11 protein-coding genes are annotated in these 15,395 nt (G+C 68.0%); 9 read left to right on the top strand and 2 right to left on the bottom strand.

Annotated elements, in window-relative coordinates; all coding sequences use genetic code 11:
- Positions 1–36 precede the first annotated feature (36 nt).
- From lpxK to ACSUZJ_RS18655, 5 genes are all read left to right on the top strand, one after another.
- Entirely contained in the window at positions 37–1,071 is a 1,035-nt protein-coding gene (lpxK, locus tag ACSUZJ_RS18675) for a tetraacyldisaccharide 4'-kinase (protein ID WP_499410651.1), read from the top strand.
- Positions 1,052–1,222, top strand: coding sequence for a Trm112 family protein (locus ACSUZJ_RS18670; protein ID WP_312550165.1), 171 nt, complete (start codon positions 1,052–1,054; stop codon positions 1,220–1,222). Before lpxK ends, ACSUZJ_RS18670 begins: the two co-directional genes overlap by 20 nt.
- An 8-nt stretch (positions 1,223–1,230) precedes the next feature.
- Positions 1,231–1,983: a 3-deoxy-manno-octulosonate cytidylyltransferase gene (kdsB, locus tag ACSUZJ_RS18665; protein WP_499410649.1), complete on the top strand. Its 753-nt coding sequence runs from the start codon at positions 1,231–1,233 to the stop codon at positions 1,981–1,983.
- A 196-nt stretch (positions 1,984–2,179) separates the two neighbouring features.
- On the top strand, positions 2,180–2,836 hold the full coding sequence (gene adk, locus ACSUZJ_RS18660; protein WP_499410648.1) for an adenylate kinase: 657 nt from the start codon (positions 2,180–2,182) through the stop codon (positions 2,834–2,836).
- Positions 2,837–3,118: 282 nt separating this feature from the next.
- A complete protein-coding gene (locus ACSUZJ_RS18655) occupies positions 3,119–5,308 on the top strand; it encodes a sodium-translocating pyrophosphatase (protein WP_499410647.1) in 2,190 nt (729 codons plus the stop codon).
- Positions 5,309–5,337: 29 nt separating this feature from the next.
- Here ACSUZJ_RS18655 and ACSUZJ_RS18650 read toward each other — a convergent pair whose 3' ends face one another.
- Both ACSUZJ_RS18650 and ACSUZJ_RS18645 read right to left on the bottom strand, forming a co-directional pair.
- The gene (locus ACSUZJ_RS18650) at positions 5,338–5,910 is read right to left on the bottom strand and encodes a DsbA family protein (protein WP_499410646.1); all 573 of its coding nucleotides are present in this window, start codon (positions 5,908–5,910) and stop codon (positions 5,338–5,340) included.
- A 71-nt stretch (positions 5,911–5,981) separates the two neighbouring features.
- Entirely contained in the window at positions 5,982–7,280 is a 1,299-nt protein-coding gene (locus ACSUZJ_RS18645) for an acetyl-CoA hydrolase/transferase family protein (protein WP_499410644.1), read from the bottom strand.
- A gap of 177 nt (positions 7,281–7,457) precedes the next feature.
- Between ACSUZJ_RS18645 and ACSUZJ_RS18640 the strand changes: the two genes are divergently transcribed.
- The 4 genes from ACSUZJ_RS18640 to ACSUZJ_RS18625 all read left to right on the top strand — a co-directional run bounded on the left by ACSUZJ_RS18640 (position 7,458) and on the right by ACSUZJ_RS18625 (position 15,362).
- Positions 7,458–8,105 carry a hypothetical protein gene (locus ACSUZJ_RS18640; RefSeq protein ID WP_499410643.1) on the top strand — a complete coding sequence of 216 codons (648 nt, stop codon included), beginning with the start codon at positions 7,458–7,460 and terminating at the stop codon, positions 8,103–8,105.
- Between the two features lie 105 nt (positions 8,106–8,210).
- Positions 8,211–8,969 (top strand): 3-hydroxyacyl-CoA dehydrogenase, encoded by a 759-nt coding sequence (locus ACSUZJ_RS18635; RefSeq protein WP_499410642.1) that lies wholly within the window; start codon positions 8,211–8,213, stop codon positions 8,967–8,969.
- 133 nt (positions 8,970–9,102) lie between these two features.
- Positions 9,103–10,899, top strand: coding sequence for a gamma-glutamyltransferase (gene ggt / locus ACSUZJ_RS18630; protein WP_499410640.1), 1,797 nt, complete (start codon positions 9,103–9,105; stop codon positions 10,897–10,899).
- Positions 10,900–11,069: 170 nt separating this feature from the next.
- A complete protein-coding gene (locus tag ACSUZJ_RS18625; protein WP_499410639.1) occupies positions 11,070–15,362 on the top strand; it encodes a hybrid sensor histidine kinase/response regulator in 4,293 nt (1,430 codons plus the stop codon).
- Positions 15,363–15,395 lie beyond the last annotated feature (33 nt).

Genomic DNA, 15,395 nt, shown 5'->3' with positions numbered 1-15,395 from the left:
GGCGGGCGAACGCGTCCGCCGTGCTATCGTCTTTTTATGTCCAAGAACAATTCCCTCGAATCGACCCTGACCCGCGCCTGGCTGCGCCGCGGCCCGCTGGCCTGTGCGCTGTGGCCGCTGTCGCTGCTGTTTCGCGCCCTGGCCGCGCTGCGCGCCGCCCTGTTCCGTGCCGGCGTCCTGAAGTCCGGGCGCTTGCCGGTGCCGGTCATCGTGGTCGGCAATATCTTTATTGGCGGTACCGGCAAGACGCCGCTCACCATCTGGCTGGCCGAGGCCCTGCTGCGGGCGGGGCTGCGTCCCGGCGTGATTTCGCGCGGCCACGGCAGCGAGGGAGAAATCCCCCGTGCGGTGACGCTTGACTCGGATACGCGCGCTGTCGGCGACGAGCCGCTCCTGATCGCGCGCCGCACCCGCGTTCCGGTATTCGTCGGCCGTAAGCGTTTCGAGGCGGGCAGGGCGCTCCTGGCGGCCCACCCGGACGTCGATGTCCTCATCACCGACGACGGCTTGCAGCATTACGCCCTGGCGCGCGACGTGGAGGTGATCCTGTTTGACGGCCGCGGCGTCGGCAATGGCTGGCTGCTGCCGGCCGGTCCCCTGCGCGAGCCGCCTTCGCGCCGGCGCGATTTCACGGTCGTCAATGCGCCCGAGCTCACGCCGCAGCTGGCGCGCGCGGTCGGTGGCCAGCCCTTCCGCATGCAGCTGGCGGGCGACATGGCCGAGCGCCTGCGCGACCCGGGCGAGCGCACGCCGCTCGCGGATTTCGCCGGGCGGCGCATCCTGGCCGCGGCCGGGATCGGCAATCCGGGCCGCTTTTTCGCCATGCTGCGCGGAGCGGGCCTCTCCTTCGCGGAGCTGGCCCTGCCTGACCATTACGACTTCCGCGAAGACCCGTTTGCGGCGGTGGACGCCGATGTCATCCTGATCACCGAGAAGGATGCAGTAAAATGTGGGCAACTTGAAAACCTGAAGCACGATCCACGCCTGTGGGTCGTCCCGGTCACGGCGCGCATCGATGCCGCGCTGGCCGAACAAATTGTGGAGAAATGTCGTGGACGCTCGACTGCTTGATATCCTGGTCTGCCCGCTGTGCAAGGGCCCGCTCGAATACGATAAGAAGGCGCAGGAACTGACCTGCCGCCCGGACCGCCTGGCATACCCGATCCGCGACGGTATCCCGATCATGTGGGCCGACCAGGCACGCAAGATCGAGGCGCTCTGAGCATCGGCATGACCTTCACTGTCATCATCCCGGCGCGCCTCGCCTCGACCCGCCTGCCGAACAAGCCGTTGGCCGACCTCGGCGGCAAACCCATGGTCGTGCGCGTCGCCGAGCGCGCCCGCGAATCGGGTGCCGTGCGCATCGTGGTCGCCACCGACCATGCCGACATCATGGCGGCCTGCGCCGCGCATGGGGTCGAGGCCGTCATGACGCGCGCCGACCACCCGTCCGGCACCGACCGCATTGCCGAAGTGGCGCGCGCGCTCGGGCTCGGTCCGGATGAGGTCGTGGTCAACCTGCAGGGCGACGAGCCCCTGATCGACCCGGCCCTGCTGGCCGCCTGCGCCGGACGGATCGAGGCGGGGGTGCCGATGGCCACCTGCGCCCATCCGCTGGACGATGTCGCCGACGTATTCAATCCGAACGTGGTGAAGGTCGTGCTCGACCGGCAGGGGCGGGCGCTGTATTTTTCGCGCGCCACCATTCCCTGGCACCGGGACGGTTTCGCCGCCTCGCGCGAGGCGCTGCCCGCGGGCTATGCGCCGCTGCGCCACATCGGCCTCTACGCCTACAGCAATGCCTTCCTGCAGGCCTATCCGACCCTCGAGGTAGCGCCCCTGGAACAGGTCGAGGCGCTGGAACAGTTGCGTGTGCTCTGGCACGGTTATCCGATCGCGGTTCACGTTACCGACAGCGCGCCCCAAGCCGGCGTCGACACGCCGGAGGACCTGGCGCGGGTGCGTCTGCACTTTGCGTCTTGATCTTTGCAGCAATTGATTCGCGGACCGTCTGCGACACATCAAAAAAATCAGGCATTCGGCCCCAGCGGTACCCGCCGGGATTGGCGTTTACGCTGACTTTTATGGTAAGTTTCGTATCAAGCTAGTCAGATATGCATCAATCCCGATTGTTTGCCAACACAATAATAGTTATCAACATCCGTCTTAGGAATTCTTCATGCGTCTCATTTTGTTAGGAGCGCCGGGCGCCGGCAAAGGCACCCAGGCTAACTTCATCAAGGAAAAATATAACATCCCCCAGATCTCCACCGGCGACATGCTGCGTGCTGCGATCAAGGCCGGCACCGAGCTGGGCCTGGCGGCGAAAAAAGTAATGGACGCGGGCGGGCTGGTCTCGGACGACATCATGATCGGTCTCGTGAAGAACCGCCTGCAGGAAGCCGATTGCGCCAACGGCTACCTGTTCGACGGCTTCCCGCGCACCATCGCCCAGGCCGACGCCATGAAGGACAACGGCATCAATGTCGACTACGTGCTCGAGATCGACGTGCCCGACGAACTGATCGTCGAGCGCATGAGCGGCCGCCGCAGCCATCCGGCATCGGGCCGCGTCTACCACACCAAGTTCAACCCGCCGAAGGTCGCCGACATCGACGACATCACCGGCGAGCCGCTCGTCCAGCGCGACGACGACAAGGAAGAAACGGTCAAGAAGCGCCTCGCGGTCTACCACAACCAGACCGAAGTGCTGCTCGGCTACTACAACAAGTGGGCCCAGTCGGGCCTGCCCGGCGCCCCCAAGTATCGCAAGATCTCGGGCGTGGGACCGGTCGAACAGGTAAGAGACGCAGCCTTCGCGGCGCTCTCCGAGTAAGACTGAAGCGGACGGCAACGTCCGCTTTTTTTTTCGGGGGTGACAATCGTATGCCATCCCCCGAGCGCGTGAGAAAGGCTTCAGGGCAAGGCGCGGCGTCGAAGACAGTACGCAAGTACGGCGAGACGCCGCAACGCCGCCATGGAGCCTTTTTCACGCGCTCGGGCGCACCAATGGTTTGAATCAAAGGATTGCAGTACGCAGTGAGGCAGACTGCTTCGCCGAAGAGGTGAGCATTCTTTCAATGTGTGGTGTTACTTGATCAAAAACTAAGGGGACGATATGGCAGCAAACCTGATCACGTTTGCCGTGGCGTGTGGTGTCATCGCGGTCATCTACGGGCTGTGGGCCCGCGCCTGGATCCTGCGCCAGGACGCCGGCAACGCCCGCATGCAGGAAATCTCGCTCGCGATCCAGGAAGGCGCCGCCGCCTACCTGGGACGCCAGTACCGCACCATCGGCATCGTCGGCCTGGTGCTGCTCGTTGCCATCTACTTCCTCCTTGGCGCCTGGACCGCCATCGGCTTCCTGGCCGGCGCGGTGCTGTCCGGCGCCTGCGGCTTCATCGGCATGAACGTCTCGGTGCGCGCCAACGTGCGCACCGCCCAGGCGGCAAGCAAGGGCATGAACGAGGCGCTCGACGTCGCCTTCAAGGGCGGCGCCATCACCGGCATGCTGGTGGTCGGCCTGGGCCTGCTCGGCGTCACGCTGTTCTACTGGGCGCTCAGCGCCAACGGCGACGGCGCCCTGTCGCGCCATGACGTGATCAAGCCGCTGATCGGCCTGGCCTTCGGCGCCTCGCTCATTTCCATCTTCGCGCGCCTGGGCGGCGGCATCTTCACCAAGGGCGCCGACGTCGGCGCCGACCTGGTCGGCAAGGTCGAGGCCGGCATTCCCGAGGACGATCCGCGCAACCCGGCCGTCATCGCCGACAACGTGGGCGACAACGTCGGCGACTGCGCGGGCATGGCGGCCGACCTGTTCGAGACCTACGTCGTGACCCTGATCGCCACCATGCTGCTGGGCGCGCTGATGATCGACGCCAGCGCCGGCGACGCGGTGCTCTATCCGCTGCTGCTGGGCGGGGTGTCGATCATCGGCTCGATCATCGGCTGCGCCATGGTGCGCGCCCGGCCCGGACGCAAGATCATGTCGGCGCTCTACACCGGCCTGTGGTGGGCCGCCTGCCTGTCGCTGCTCGGCTTTGCCGTCGTGACCTGGATGGTCTGGGACGACACGGCCATGCGCGGCAGCATGCTCGGCTGCGCAGTGGTCGGCATCGTGCTGACCGGGCTGATGGTCTACATCACCGAGTACTACACCGGCACCGACTTCAAGCCGGTGCGCCACATCGCCGAAGCCTCGACCACCGGCCACGGCACCAACATCATCGCCGGCCTGGGGGTGTCGATGAAGTCGACCGCCTACCCGGTGCTGGTGGTGTGCATCGCGATCCTGGTCGCCTTCCAGCTGGGCGGACTGTACGGGATCGCGGTCGCCGCCACCTCCATGCTGTCGATGGCCGGCATCATCGTGGCGCTCGACGCCTACGGGCCGATCACCGACAACGCCGGCGGCATCGCCGAGATGAGCGGCATGCCCGAATCGGTGCGCGCCATCACCGATCCGCTCGACGCGGTGGGCAATACCACCAAGGCCGTGACCAAGGGCTATGCGATCGGCTCGGCCGGCCTGGCCGCCCTGGTGCTGTTCGCCGACTACACCCACGCGCTCGATTCGGTCGGCAAATCGGTGGTGTTCGAGCTGTCGAACCCGATGGTGATCGTCGGCCTCTTCATCGGCGGCCTGATTCCCTACCTGTTCGGGGCGATGGCGATGGAAGCGGTGGGGCGCGCCGCCGGCGCGGTCGTGGTCGAGGTGCGGCGCCAGTTCCGCGACATTGTCGGCATCATGGCCGGCACCGGCAAGCCCGAGTATGACAAGGCGGTCGACATGCTGACCGCCTCGGCGATCCGCGAAATGGTACTGCCCTCGCTGCTGCCGGTGGCGGTGCCGATCCTGGTCGGCATGCTGCTCGGGCCGGCGGCGCTCGGCGGCATGTTGATGGGCACCATCATTACCGGCCTGTTCGTGGCCATCTCCATGACCACCGGCGGCGGTGCCTGGGACAACGCCAAGAAATACATCGAGGACGGCAACTACGGCGGCAAGGGCTCCGAGACCCACAAGGCGGCGGTGACGGGAGACACTGTGGGCGACCCCTACAAGGACACGGCCGGCCCCGCGGTGAACCCGCTCATCAAGATCATCAACATCGTGGCGCTGCTGCTGGTGCCGCTGCTGCCGGCAACCGGATGGATGTCGGTGTCGGCGCCGCAGATCGCGGGCATGCGCGACACATCCTCGCGCGAGGCGGTGCATGCGCCGGCCGGCGCCACCCCGGCCGCCGCCGCGCGGCCCGCGGCTGCCGAGGCGCGGCTGGAGCCGGTCAGCCGCCAGCCCGGCAGCTGACCGGAGGCCCGGACGACGGCGCGGCTGCCCTAAGCCTGGCCCAGCGCCTTGTCGATCGCCGCCGACAGCGAGGCGTGGTCCGAGTCGCCTTCGTAACGCTCGCCATTGATGAAGAAGGTGGGCGTGCTGTGGGCGCCCAGTGCGCGCGCCTGTTCGGCATGGACGTCGACGCGGTCGCGGTAGCGGGCATCCTCGACCTCGTCGTCGAAACGGTCGACGTCCAGGCCCAGGGTGTCGGCGATCGCCGACAGTGCGCCGGCGTCGAGCTTGTCCTGGTTCGCGAACAGGAGGTCGTGCATCTCCCAGAACTTGCCCTGGGCGCCGGCCGCTTCCGCCGCCTGTGCGGCCGCTTCGGCGAAGGGATGCTTGTCGGCCAGCGGCAGGTGCCGGAACACCAGGGCCAGCCGTTCGCCGTGGCGGCCTTGCAGTTCCGTCAGTGCCGCGTGCGCGCGGGCGCAAAACGGGCACTGGAAGTCGGCGTATTCGATCAGGGTCACGGCCGCGTTCCTGTTGCCGCGCAGGTGATCGTCTTCCGAAATGCTCAGTTCCTTGCTCATCCATGCCTCCATGGTGATGCCGGCGGCGCCGGCCCTGGCAGGCATGATGGCATGAGGCGGCGGCGGAGCGCCGCAGGTTTCCGCGCGTCAGCTCCGCCGCAGGGCAGGAGGACGGATCAGAACACGCACATCTTGTTCGCCTCCTCGCGCAGCCAGCCGCGAAATTCCGGATGGGCGATCGCGATCAGCTCCTGGGCCCGCTGCTTGGCCGACTTGCCGCGCAGCTGGGCCACGCCGTATTCGGTCACCACATAGTTGACGTCGTTCTTGCTGGTGGTGGCATGGGTGCCGGGAGTAAGCGTGGGCACGATGCGCGAGATGGTTCCGTCCTTCGCCGTGGAGGGCAGCACGATGAAGGACTTGCCGCCGCGTGAGCGGTTGGCTGCGCGCACGAAGTCGACCTGGCCGCCGGTGCCGGAATAGGGCAGGTGGGCGATGCTTTCGCTGCCGCACTGGCCCAGCAGGTCGACCTGCAGGCTGGCGTTGATCGACACCAGCTTGTCGTTCTGTCCGGCGATGTAGGGGTCGTTGGTGAAGTTCGACGGATGCATTTCCAGCATCGGGTTCTGGTGCATGAACTCGTAGAGGCGGCGCGAACCGAGCGCGAAGGTCGCTACCATCTTGCCCGGCAGCAGGGTCTTGCGGCGATTGGTGACGGCGCCGCACTCGACCAGCTTCAGGATGCCGTCGCCGATCATCTCGGTATGGATGCCCAGGTCCTGCTTGTGCGTCAGCTGCATCACCACCGCGTCGGGAATGCCGCCGTAGCCGATCTGCAGCGTCGAGCCATCCTCGATCATCTCGGCCACGTGCTTGCCGATGGCTTCCTGCACGGCGCCGATGGTAGGCAAGCCGACTTCCAGGATGGGATCGCTGCTTTCGACCAGGGCCGTCACCTGCGAGATGTGCACGTGGCACTGGCCGTGCGCGAAAGGCACGTTGGGGTTCACTTCCAGCACCACCACGCGCGCCCTGGCCACCGCCGCCATGGTGTAGTCGGCCCCGAGGCTGAGCGAAAACCAGCCCTGCGGGTTCATGCTCGAGGCCATGGCGAACACCACGTCGGCCGGCATCAGGCCGCGGTCGATGAGAAGCGGGATCTCGGAAAAATAGTTCGGGATGAAGTCGCACCAGCCGCCCTGGCCGCCGCCGCGCGAGGCGCCGCCGAAGAACAGGGCGGCGTGGCGCACGTGCCTGGCCGTGTCCTGCTCGAAGTAGCCGTACTTGCGCATCGCCAGGATCTGCGCGACGCGAATGCCTTGCCAGCGCTTGCGTTGCTCCGACAGGGCCGTGAGCAGGGTTGGCGGCTCGCCGACCCCGGTTGGTACGATGATCATGTCATTGTCGCGCAGGTGAGTCAGCGCATCTTCGGCGCTCGTGCGCCTGGACTGGTAGAGTTCCTGGACCTTCTGCATTGCCGTCTCCATCGTTGTGGTTGTCGCCGCCGCCGTGCCGTGGCAAGCCGGATCGTTCCGCCAGCGTAACGCCTGATCCTGACACGGACTTGACGGACGGGCTGGAAGCGCGCGCCGCCACCTGCCATGGCGGCAGATAATTGCCCTGTCCATCAAGCTGTCGCATGGAGGTCCAGCATGACACGCGCCAAACACTCGAAACCCTATCGTGCGGCCCAGATCGCCCTGGCCCTGGTGGTGGCGCTGGCTGCCGCCGCTGCCGCGCATGCGGCCCAGCCGCAATCGTCGCAGCCGCAGCCCGCCCAGGCGCAGTCGAGCCAGGCTCAGCCGCATCTGACACCCACGCCTGCCCCGACCGGACCGAGCTACGGTCCGGTGCTGCACCCGCCGACGACGAAGTCGGAACCCGGCGCCCAGCCCGAGCAGACTCCGCAGGCCCAGGAGGAAAAAGCCGGCGGCATGCCCCAGCAGCCGCGCCACCAGGAGGTCGACCCGTCCGCGCGTCCGGCGCCCCAGCAGAAGGAACCGGCGAAAACCGATCGCAAACAGGAGACGAAGAAACAGGCGAGGGCGGCGTCGCGCCGCTCGGTCCAGCAGCAGGTCGCGCGCGTGCCCGAAGTCGCACCGTCGCCCGGTGTGCCGATGGCCGCGCCGCCGGTCGCGCAACCGGCGGCCCTGCGCCCCGGTCCGGAACAGGTGAATTGCCTGGGCAATACCTGCAACGACGCCGCCGGCACGCGTTACCAGACCGGCGTGGGCAACGCGGCAGTCAGCAGCCAGGGCCGCCTGTGCACCCAGCACGGCAAAACCATGCAATGCTTCTGATGCAAGGCTTTTAATGCAGACCTGGTTTTTCCCGGCAAAAGTTCGCTACAATCCCGTAGGTTGACGTTAACGTAAACGTCAAAAAGAACTCGAAAAGGGAAAACCATGCAAATTCAGAACAATGTGTTCATCGTCACCGGCGGCGCGTCGGGCCTGGGAGCAGCTACTGCGCGCATGATCACCGAGGCGGGCGGCAAGGTCGTCATCGCCGACGTCCAGGTCGAGGCGGGCGCCGCCCTGGCGGCCGAGCTGGGTGGCCAGTTCGTCAAGTGCGACGTGACCTCGGAAGCCGACGGCAAGGCTGTGGTCGAAGCGGCGGTGGCCCTGGGTACGCTGCGCGGCCTGGTCAACTGCGCCGGCGTGGCGCCGGCCGTCAAGACCGTCGGCAAGGACGGTCCGCACCCGCTGGACGTGTTCCAGCGTGCGGTGAACATCAACCTGGTCGGCACCTTCAACATGGCGCGCCTGGCGGCTGAAGCCATGGGCAATACCGAAGCAGGCGAGTATGGCGAGCGCGGCATCATCATCAACACCGCCTCGGTCGCGGCCTTCGACGGCCAGATCGGCCAGGCGGCCTACGGTTCCTCGAAAGCGGCGGTGGCCGGCATGACCCTGCCGATGGCGCGCGACCTCGCCCGCAGCGGCATCCGCGTGATGACCATTGCCCCGGGCATCTTCGAGACCCCGATGCTGATGGGCATGCCGCAGGAAGTGCGCGATTCGCTGGGCAAGATGGTCCCGTTCCCGCCGCGCCTCGGCATGCCGAAGGAGTACGCGCACCTGGCCAAGGCCATCATCGAGAACGTGATGCTCAACGGCGAGACCATCCGTCTCGATGGCGCAATCCGCATGCAACCCAAGTAATAGCGCAGGAAAAAGCTCCTCACACTCTTAAAGCGTGGCATGAGCCATCTGACAATTTGATGTAGGATGCCAGACGATGTTGGGCGTGCACGGCCGCTGGCCGGTCACGCCCTTGCTTCTTTTTGGAGAGTCCATGACCACATTGAAGATGCCTGCCTGCGCCGCCGTCCTGGCCGCCCTGGCTTCGCTCACTGCGCCGGCCAGCCCGGCATTCGCCCAGGATGCCGCCCAGCGCGCCCCTGAAATCGCCACCGGCTACACTGAGAAAGCCGGCTGGGCCGCGCGCAAGTACATGGTGGCCGCCGCCAACCCGCTGGCGGTCGAAGCCGGCTACGAGATCCTCAGGAAAGGCGGCAGCGCCATCGACGCCGCGATCGCCACCCAGATGGTGCTGACCCTGGTCGAGCCGCAAAGCTCGGGCATCGGCGGCGGCGCCTTCCTCGTGCATTACGACGGCAGGAAGACCCAGGCTTTCGACGGCCGCGAGACCGCGCCGCTTGCCGCCGACGAGCACCTGTTCGAAAAGCCCGACGGCACGCCGCTGTCGCGCACCGCCGGCATCGTCGGCGGCCGCTCCGTGGGCGCGCCGGGCGTGCTGCGCATGCTGGAGCTGGCCCACAAGCAGCACGGCAAGCTCCCCTGGAAAACCCTGTTCGCGCCGGCGATCCGCCTGTCCGAACGGGGCTTTCCGGTGAGCGAGCGCCTGAACGGCATGCTGATGTGGGACGCCCACCTGCGCAAGGACCCGGTCGCGGCCGCGTACTTCTACGACAAGGAAGGCCAGCCCTGGCCGGTCGGCCACCTGTTAAAAAATCCGGCGCTGGCGAAAACCCTGCGCGAGATCGCCGCCAGGGGAGCGGATGCCTTCTACAAGGGGCACATCGCGCGCGACATCGCGAACAAGGTCAAGTCGCACCCGACCAACCCGGGCCTGCTCACCGCGAAGGACATCGCCGACTACCGCCCCAAGGTGCGCGAGCCGGTCTGCAGCGACTACCGCGTCTACACCGTCTGCGGCATGCCGCCGCCATCCTCGGGCGGGATCGCCGTGGCCCAGATGCTGGGCATGTTCGAGACGCGCGACATGAGCAAACTGGCGCCGCGGGACGGCGTGCCGGGGCCGGATGCGGTGCACCTGTTCTCGGAAGTGGGGCGCCTGGCCTATGCCGACCGCAACCGCTACGCGGCCGACACCGACTTCGTGCCGCTGCCCGGGCGCGGCCTACCGGCACTGATCGACAAGGACTACCTGGCGCGGCGCGCCGCCCTGATCGGGGAACGCTCGATGGGCGAGGCGCCGGCCGGTAATCCGCTGGGCCTGGAAATGGCCTGGAACTGGGGCAGGGACAATGCCATCGAAACGCCATCCACCTCGCACCTGGTGGTGGTCGACGGCCACGGCGCCGGCCTGTCGATGACCACCACCGTCGAGGATGCCTTTGGCTCGCGCCAGATGGTCGACGGCTTTATCCTCAACAACCAGCTCACCGATTTCAGCTTCTCCTCACGCGACAAGGACGGGCCGGTTGCGAACCGGGTCCAGCCGGGCAAGCGTCCGCGCAGCGCCATGTCGCCGACCATCGTGTTCGACAAGCAGACCGGCAAGCTGGTGCTGGCGGTCGGCTCGCCCGGTGGCCCGGCGATCATCAACTATGTCGCCAAGACCCTGGTCGGCACGCTCGACTGGGGCCTGAACATGCAGCAGGCGATCGCGCTGCCGAATTTCGGCAGCCGCAACGGTCCGACCGAGCTCGAGGCGGGGCGCTTCCCGCAGGCGACGGTGGATGCCCTGAAGGCGCGTGGCCACAAGGTACAGCAGACCGAACAGAACTCCGGCCTGCACGGCATTATGAGAATGTCCATTCATGGCGAGCCCTGGTGGTTCGGTGGTGCAGATCCGCGACGCGAAGGTGTCGCAAAGGGTGATTAAGCAACAATAATTTCCCTCCGGCTCCATTTTGTTTGCTACCCTTGCGGGGTGAATACGGAACAGAAAAGTGGAACGATGTGCGAGGCGGGCGCGCAAGCCGCCTGCCCGGAGGGCCTGCTCCGCGCCGCCTTGCCGTTCCTGTACACCCCGGCAGGAGCGGCGGACCGGGCATGAAGGCGCTGTTGTTCATCCTGCTGCTGGCGCTGGCCGGCGGGTGCGTTGCGCCGTCAACGGCCGCGCCGGCGCCCACGCTGCGCTTCGAGCACCTTAGCGTCGACGATGGCCTGGCCCAGGAGTCGGTGCTGGCCATGACCCAGGACGCCGACGGCTTCATGTGGTTCGGCACCCAGAACGGCCTGTCGCGCTTCGACGGTTACCGCTTCGTCAATTTCCGCAACGTGGTCGGCGACCCCACTACCCTGGCCAGCAATTGGGTGCGGGTGCTGCACGTCGACCCGCAGCGGCGGCTGTGGATCGGCACCGACGGCGGCCTGGCGCGCTACGATGCCGCTGCCCAGGGTTTCCAGCACTTCCTCCCGGATGAGCCGGCGCGGCGCGGCAACGGCAACCGCCACGTGCGCGCGATCGTCGATGACGGCAAGGGCGGCCTGTGGATCGGCACCGCCGACGGCCTGCAGCACTTCGATATTGCCAGTGGGCGCTTCACCAGCTGGCACCACGTCCCCGGCGACGACGCCAGCCTGGCCAGCGACGACATCACCTCGCTGGCGCTCGACCGGACCGGCCGGCTCTGGATCGGCACCGCGGCCGGCGTCGACAGCGTTGGACCCGCAATGGCGCGTTTCGAGCACCACCGGATCGGCTCCCAGGGACGGCGCGACGCCGTGCAGGCGCTGCTGCTGGACGCCTCGGGCACACTGTGGATCGGCTCGCTGGGCGGGCTCGAGCGCATGGCGCTGGCCGGGCCGGGCGCCGGCCAGCGCCAGCACTTCGGGCCCGAAGACGGCATCCCGCGGGCCTGGGTCAGCGCGCTCTACCAGGACGCCAAGGGCCAGGTCTGGGTCGGCGCCCACGACGACGGACTGTACCGCTGGGACGCCCGGCGTGCGCGCTTCGAGGCCTACCGCCAGGTCATCACGGACAGCCACAGCCTGGCCGACAACCACATCGCGGCCCTGTACCGCGACCGCGTCGGCACCTTCTGGGTCGGCACCTGGTATGCCGGCGTGTCGCGGGTGGACCTGGGCAGCGGCGGCTTTGCGCGCATCGTGCGCGAACGCGACGGCGCCATCGGCGCGGACAACCGCGTGCGGGGAATCGAGAACGACGGCACGGGCAAGCTCTGGCTCGCCGCGACCACCAGCCTGCAACTGTATGATCCGGCGGCCGGCGCCCCTGCCTCCAGCGGGCCGAACCGCATCTGGCGCCACGAGCCGGACAATCCGAACAGCCTGATCGACCCGACCGTCAACGCCGTGGTGCGCGACCGCCAGGGCCTGGTCTGGGTCGGCGGGCGCACCGGCATCACCAGCTTCGACCCGAAGACCGGGCGCTTCGTGCGCCAGGTGCTCGCTCCCGGCGACCCCAAGGCCAATACCGTGCGCGCGATGGTCGTGGGCCGCGACGGCGCGCTCTGGATCGCGACCCAGGGCGGCCTGCACATGCTCGACCCGGCCACGCGCCGCGTCACCAGCTACCGCCACGATCCGGCGCGCCAGGCCAGCCTGTCCGACAACATGGTGCGTCCGGTGCTGGAAGACCGGCGCGGGCGCCTGTGGGTCGGCACCTTCCACGGCCTGGACCTGCTCGACCGCGCCAGCGGGCGCTTCCGCCATTTCCGGCACGACCAGTACGACCCGACCAGCCTCAGTCACGACGAGATCCACTACCTGATGGAAGACCGTGCCGGCAACGTCTGGGTCGGCACCGCGGTCGGCCTGAACAAGATGGTGACGGCCGCCGACGGCTCGGTCAGCTTCGTGCGCTACACCGTGCGCGACGGCCTGGTCGACGACGCCGTGGCCGCCATGCTGGAAGACCGCGATGGCGCGATCTGGATCAGCACCACCAACGGCCTGTCGCGCTTCGAACCCGCCACGGGCAACTGGCGCAGCTACACGGCGGCCGACGGCACCATCGACGGCGCCTACTTCGACGCCTCCGCGGCGCGCGCGCCCGACGGCAGCCTGTATTTCGGCGGTTTCAATGGCATCACCGCTTTCGATCCGCGCGCGCTGCGCTACAACCGCATCGCGCCGCGCGCCGTCATCACCGGCTTCCAGATCTTCAACCGGCCGGTACAGCAGGCCTGGCCCGAGCTCCTCGTCGGACCGGTGGAGGACGCGCGCGCGATCACGCTGTCGGCGCAGCATTCGGTGTTCTCGATCGAATTCTCGGCCCTGCATTACGCCGCGCCCAAGCGCAACCGCTTCGCCTACAAGCTTGACGGCTTCGACCGCCAGTGGGTGCACGCCGACGCCGGCAAGCGCTTCGCCACCTATACCAACCTCGACCCGGGGCAGTACGTGTTCCGGGTACGCGCGGCCAACAAGGACGGGGTCTGGAGCGAGACCCCGGCCACCCTGACCATCACGATCGAGCCGCCGGTATGGGGCACCTGGTGGTTCCGCATCACGGCGCTCGTGTTTCTGGCCAGCGTAACGATCGGCGGCTACCGCCTGCGCACGCGCCGCCTGCGCCGCCAGCAGCTGCGCCTGGAGCGCCTGGTCAGCAGCCGCACCGAGGAGATCGCGCTGCAGAACCGCCTGCTCGAACGCCAGACCGAGGAGCTGCGCGCGCGCGAGCACGAGGTGCGCCGCAACACCATCGAGCTGGCCGAGGCCAACCAGGCGCTGCACGAGAACGAGCAGCGCCTGGAGCTGGCCGCGCGCCGCGCAGAGGACGCGGCGCGCCAGAAATCCGAATTCCTGGCCAACATGAGCCACGAGATGCGCACGCCGCTGGCCGGCGTGATCGGCATGCTCCATTTCGCGCTGCGCGACGGCGCGCTCAGGGACAGTACGCGCGAGCAGATTGCGCGCGGCCAGGCCAATGCCCAGTCGCTGCTGGCGATCATCAACGACCTGCTCGACTTCTCGAAGATCGAGGCCGGCAAGCTGACGATCGAGAACATCGACTTCGCGCTCGACGCGGCGATCGGCAACGTGGCCGCCCTGTTCGAGGAGCAGGCCGCGGCCCACAGCGTGGGCTTTGCCATCGCGCTGGCGCCGGACCTGCCGCGCTTCGTGACCGGCGATCCGACCCGCCTGCGCCAGGTGCTGGTCAACCTGGTCGGCAACGCCTTCAAGTTCACCCCGGCCGGCCAGGTCAGCCTGCACGTCGAGCGCCGGAGCGAGGACCAGTTGCCGGCCGGCCCGGACAGTCCGGCGGCGCCGCACATGATCCGTTTTTCGGTGCACGACACCGGCATCGGCATCGCGCCCGAGGCGCTGCCGCGCCTGTTCCAGAAATTCGAGCAGGCCGACGCCACCACCACGCGCCGCTACGGCGGCACCGGCCTCGGGCTGGCGATCTGCCGCCAGCTCGTCGAGCTGATGGGCGGGACCATCGTGGTCCGGAGCGAGCAGGGCAAGGGCAGCACCTTCAGCTTCCTGCTGCCGCTGCCCGAAGGCGCCGAACCGGCGCGGGACGAGCACGCGCCGCGCCTGCCGCACACGCACCGCCTGCGCGTGCTGTGCGCCGAGGACTTCGCCACCAACCAGATCATCGCCCGCATGATGGTCGAGGACATGGGGCACGAGATCGACGTCGTCGAGAACGGGGCGCTGGCGGTGGCGGCCTGCGCCCGCGCGCGCTACGACATCGTGCTGATGGACGGCCGCATGCCCGAGATCGACGGCGCCACCGCCACGCGCCTGATCCGCGCCGGCGGCACGCTCGACGCGCCGGTGCTGGACCCGCAGCTGATGATCGTCGCGCTCACGGCCAATGCCGGCGACGAGGACCGTGACCGCTACCTGGCCTGCGGCATGGACGGCTTCCTGGCCAAGCCAATCGACGAGGCGGCGCTGCATCATCAACTCAGCCTGGCGATCGCGCGCCAGCTGGGACGCGGGATCGCGCTGCCGGAAATGCGTGCGCCGGCGCCGGTGCGTGGACCTGTGCCGGCCGCCGTGCCCACGCCGACAACGGCCGAACTGGATGCGATGTTCGGTGTCGCGCCGCCCGAACCGGTGCCAGCGCCGGACGGGGCGGCCGCGCGCGCCACTGCGCTCCACGAGCGCCTGCGCGCCGCCTTCGCCGCCGACCTGCCGCGCCGCCGGGCCGACCTGCACGCCGCCCTGGACGCCGGCGACGACGACGCATGCGGACGCGTGCTGCACGGCCTGCGCGGCAGCGCCGGGCACCTCGGCGCCACCGAACTGGCCGCCCTCTGCGCGCGTCTGGAAAAAGTGGCCGACGCGGGCTTGCGCGACGAACTGCTCGCCGGCCTGCCGCGCCTGGAAACCTTGCTCGCCGCCTTCGAAACTTCCTTGGCCTGATTTTTTGCTAACTTGTTATAATGTTTATTCAAA

The sequence above is a fragment of the Telluria sp. B2 genome (assembly GCF_051789535.1).
Taxonomy (GTDB): domain Bacteria; phylum Pseudomonadota; class Gammaproteobacteria; order Burkholderiales; family Burkholderiaceae_D; genus Telluria.
Note: the sequence above shows the minus strand (reverse complement) of the source record. Positions and strands in the feature narration are given on the sequence as shown.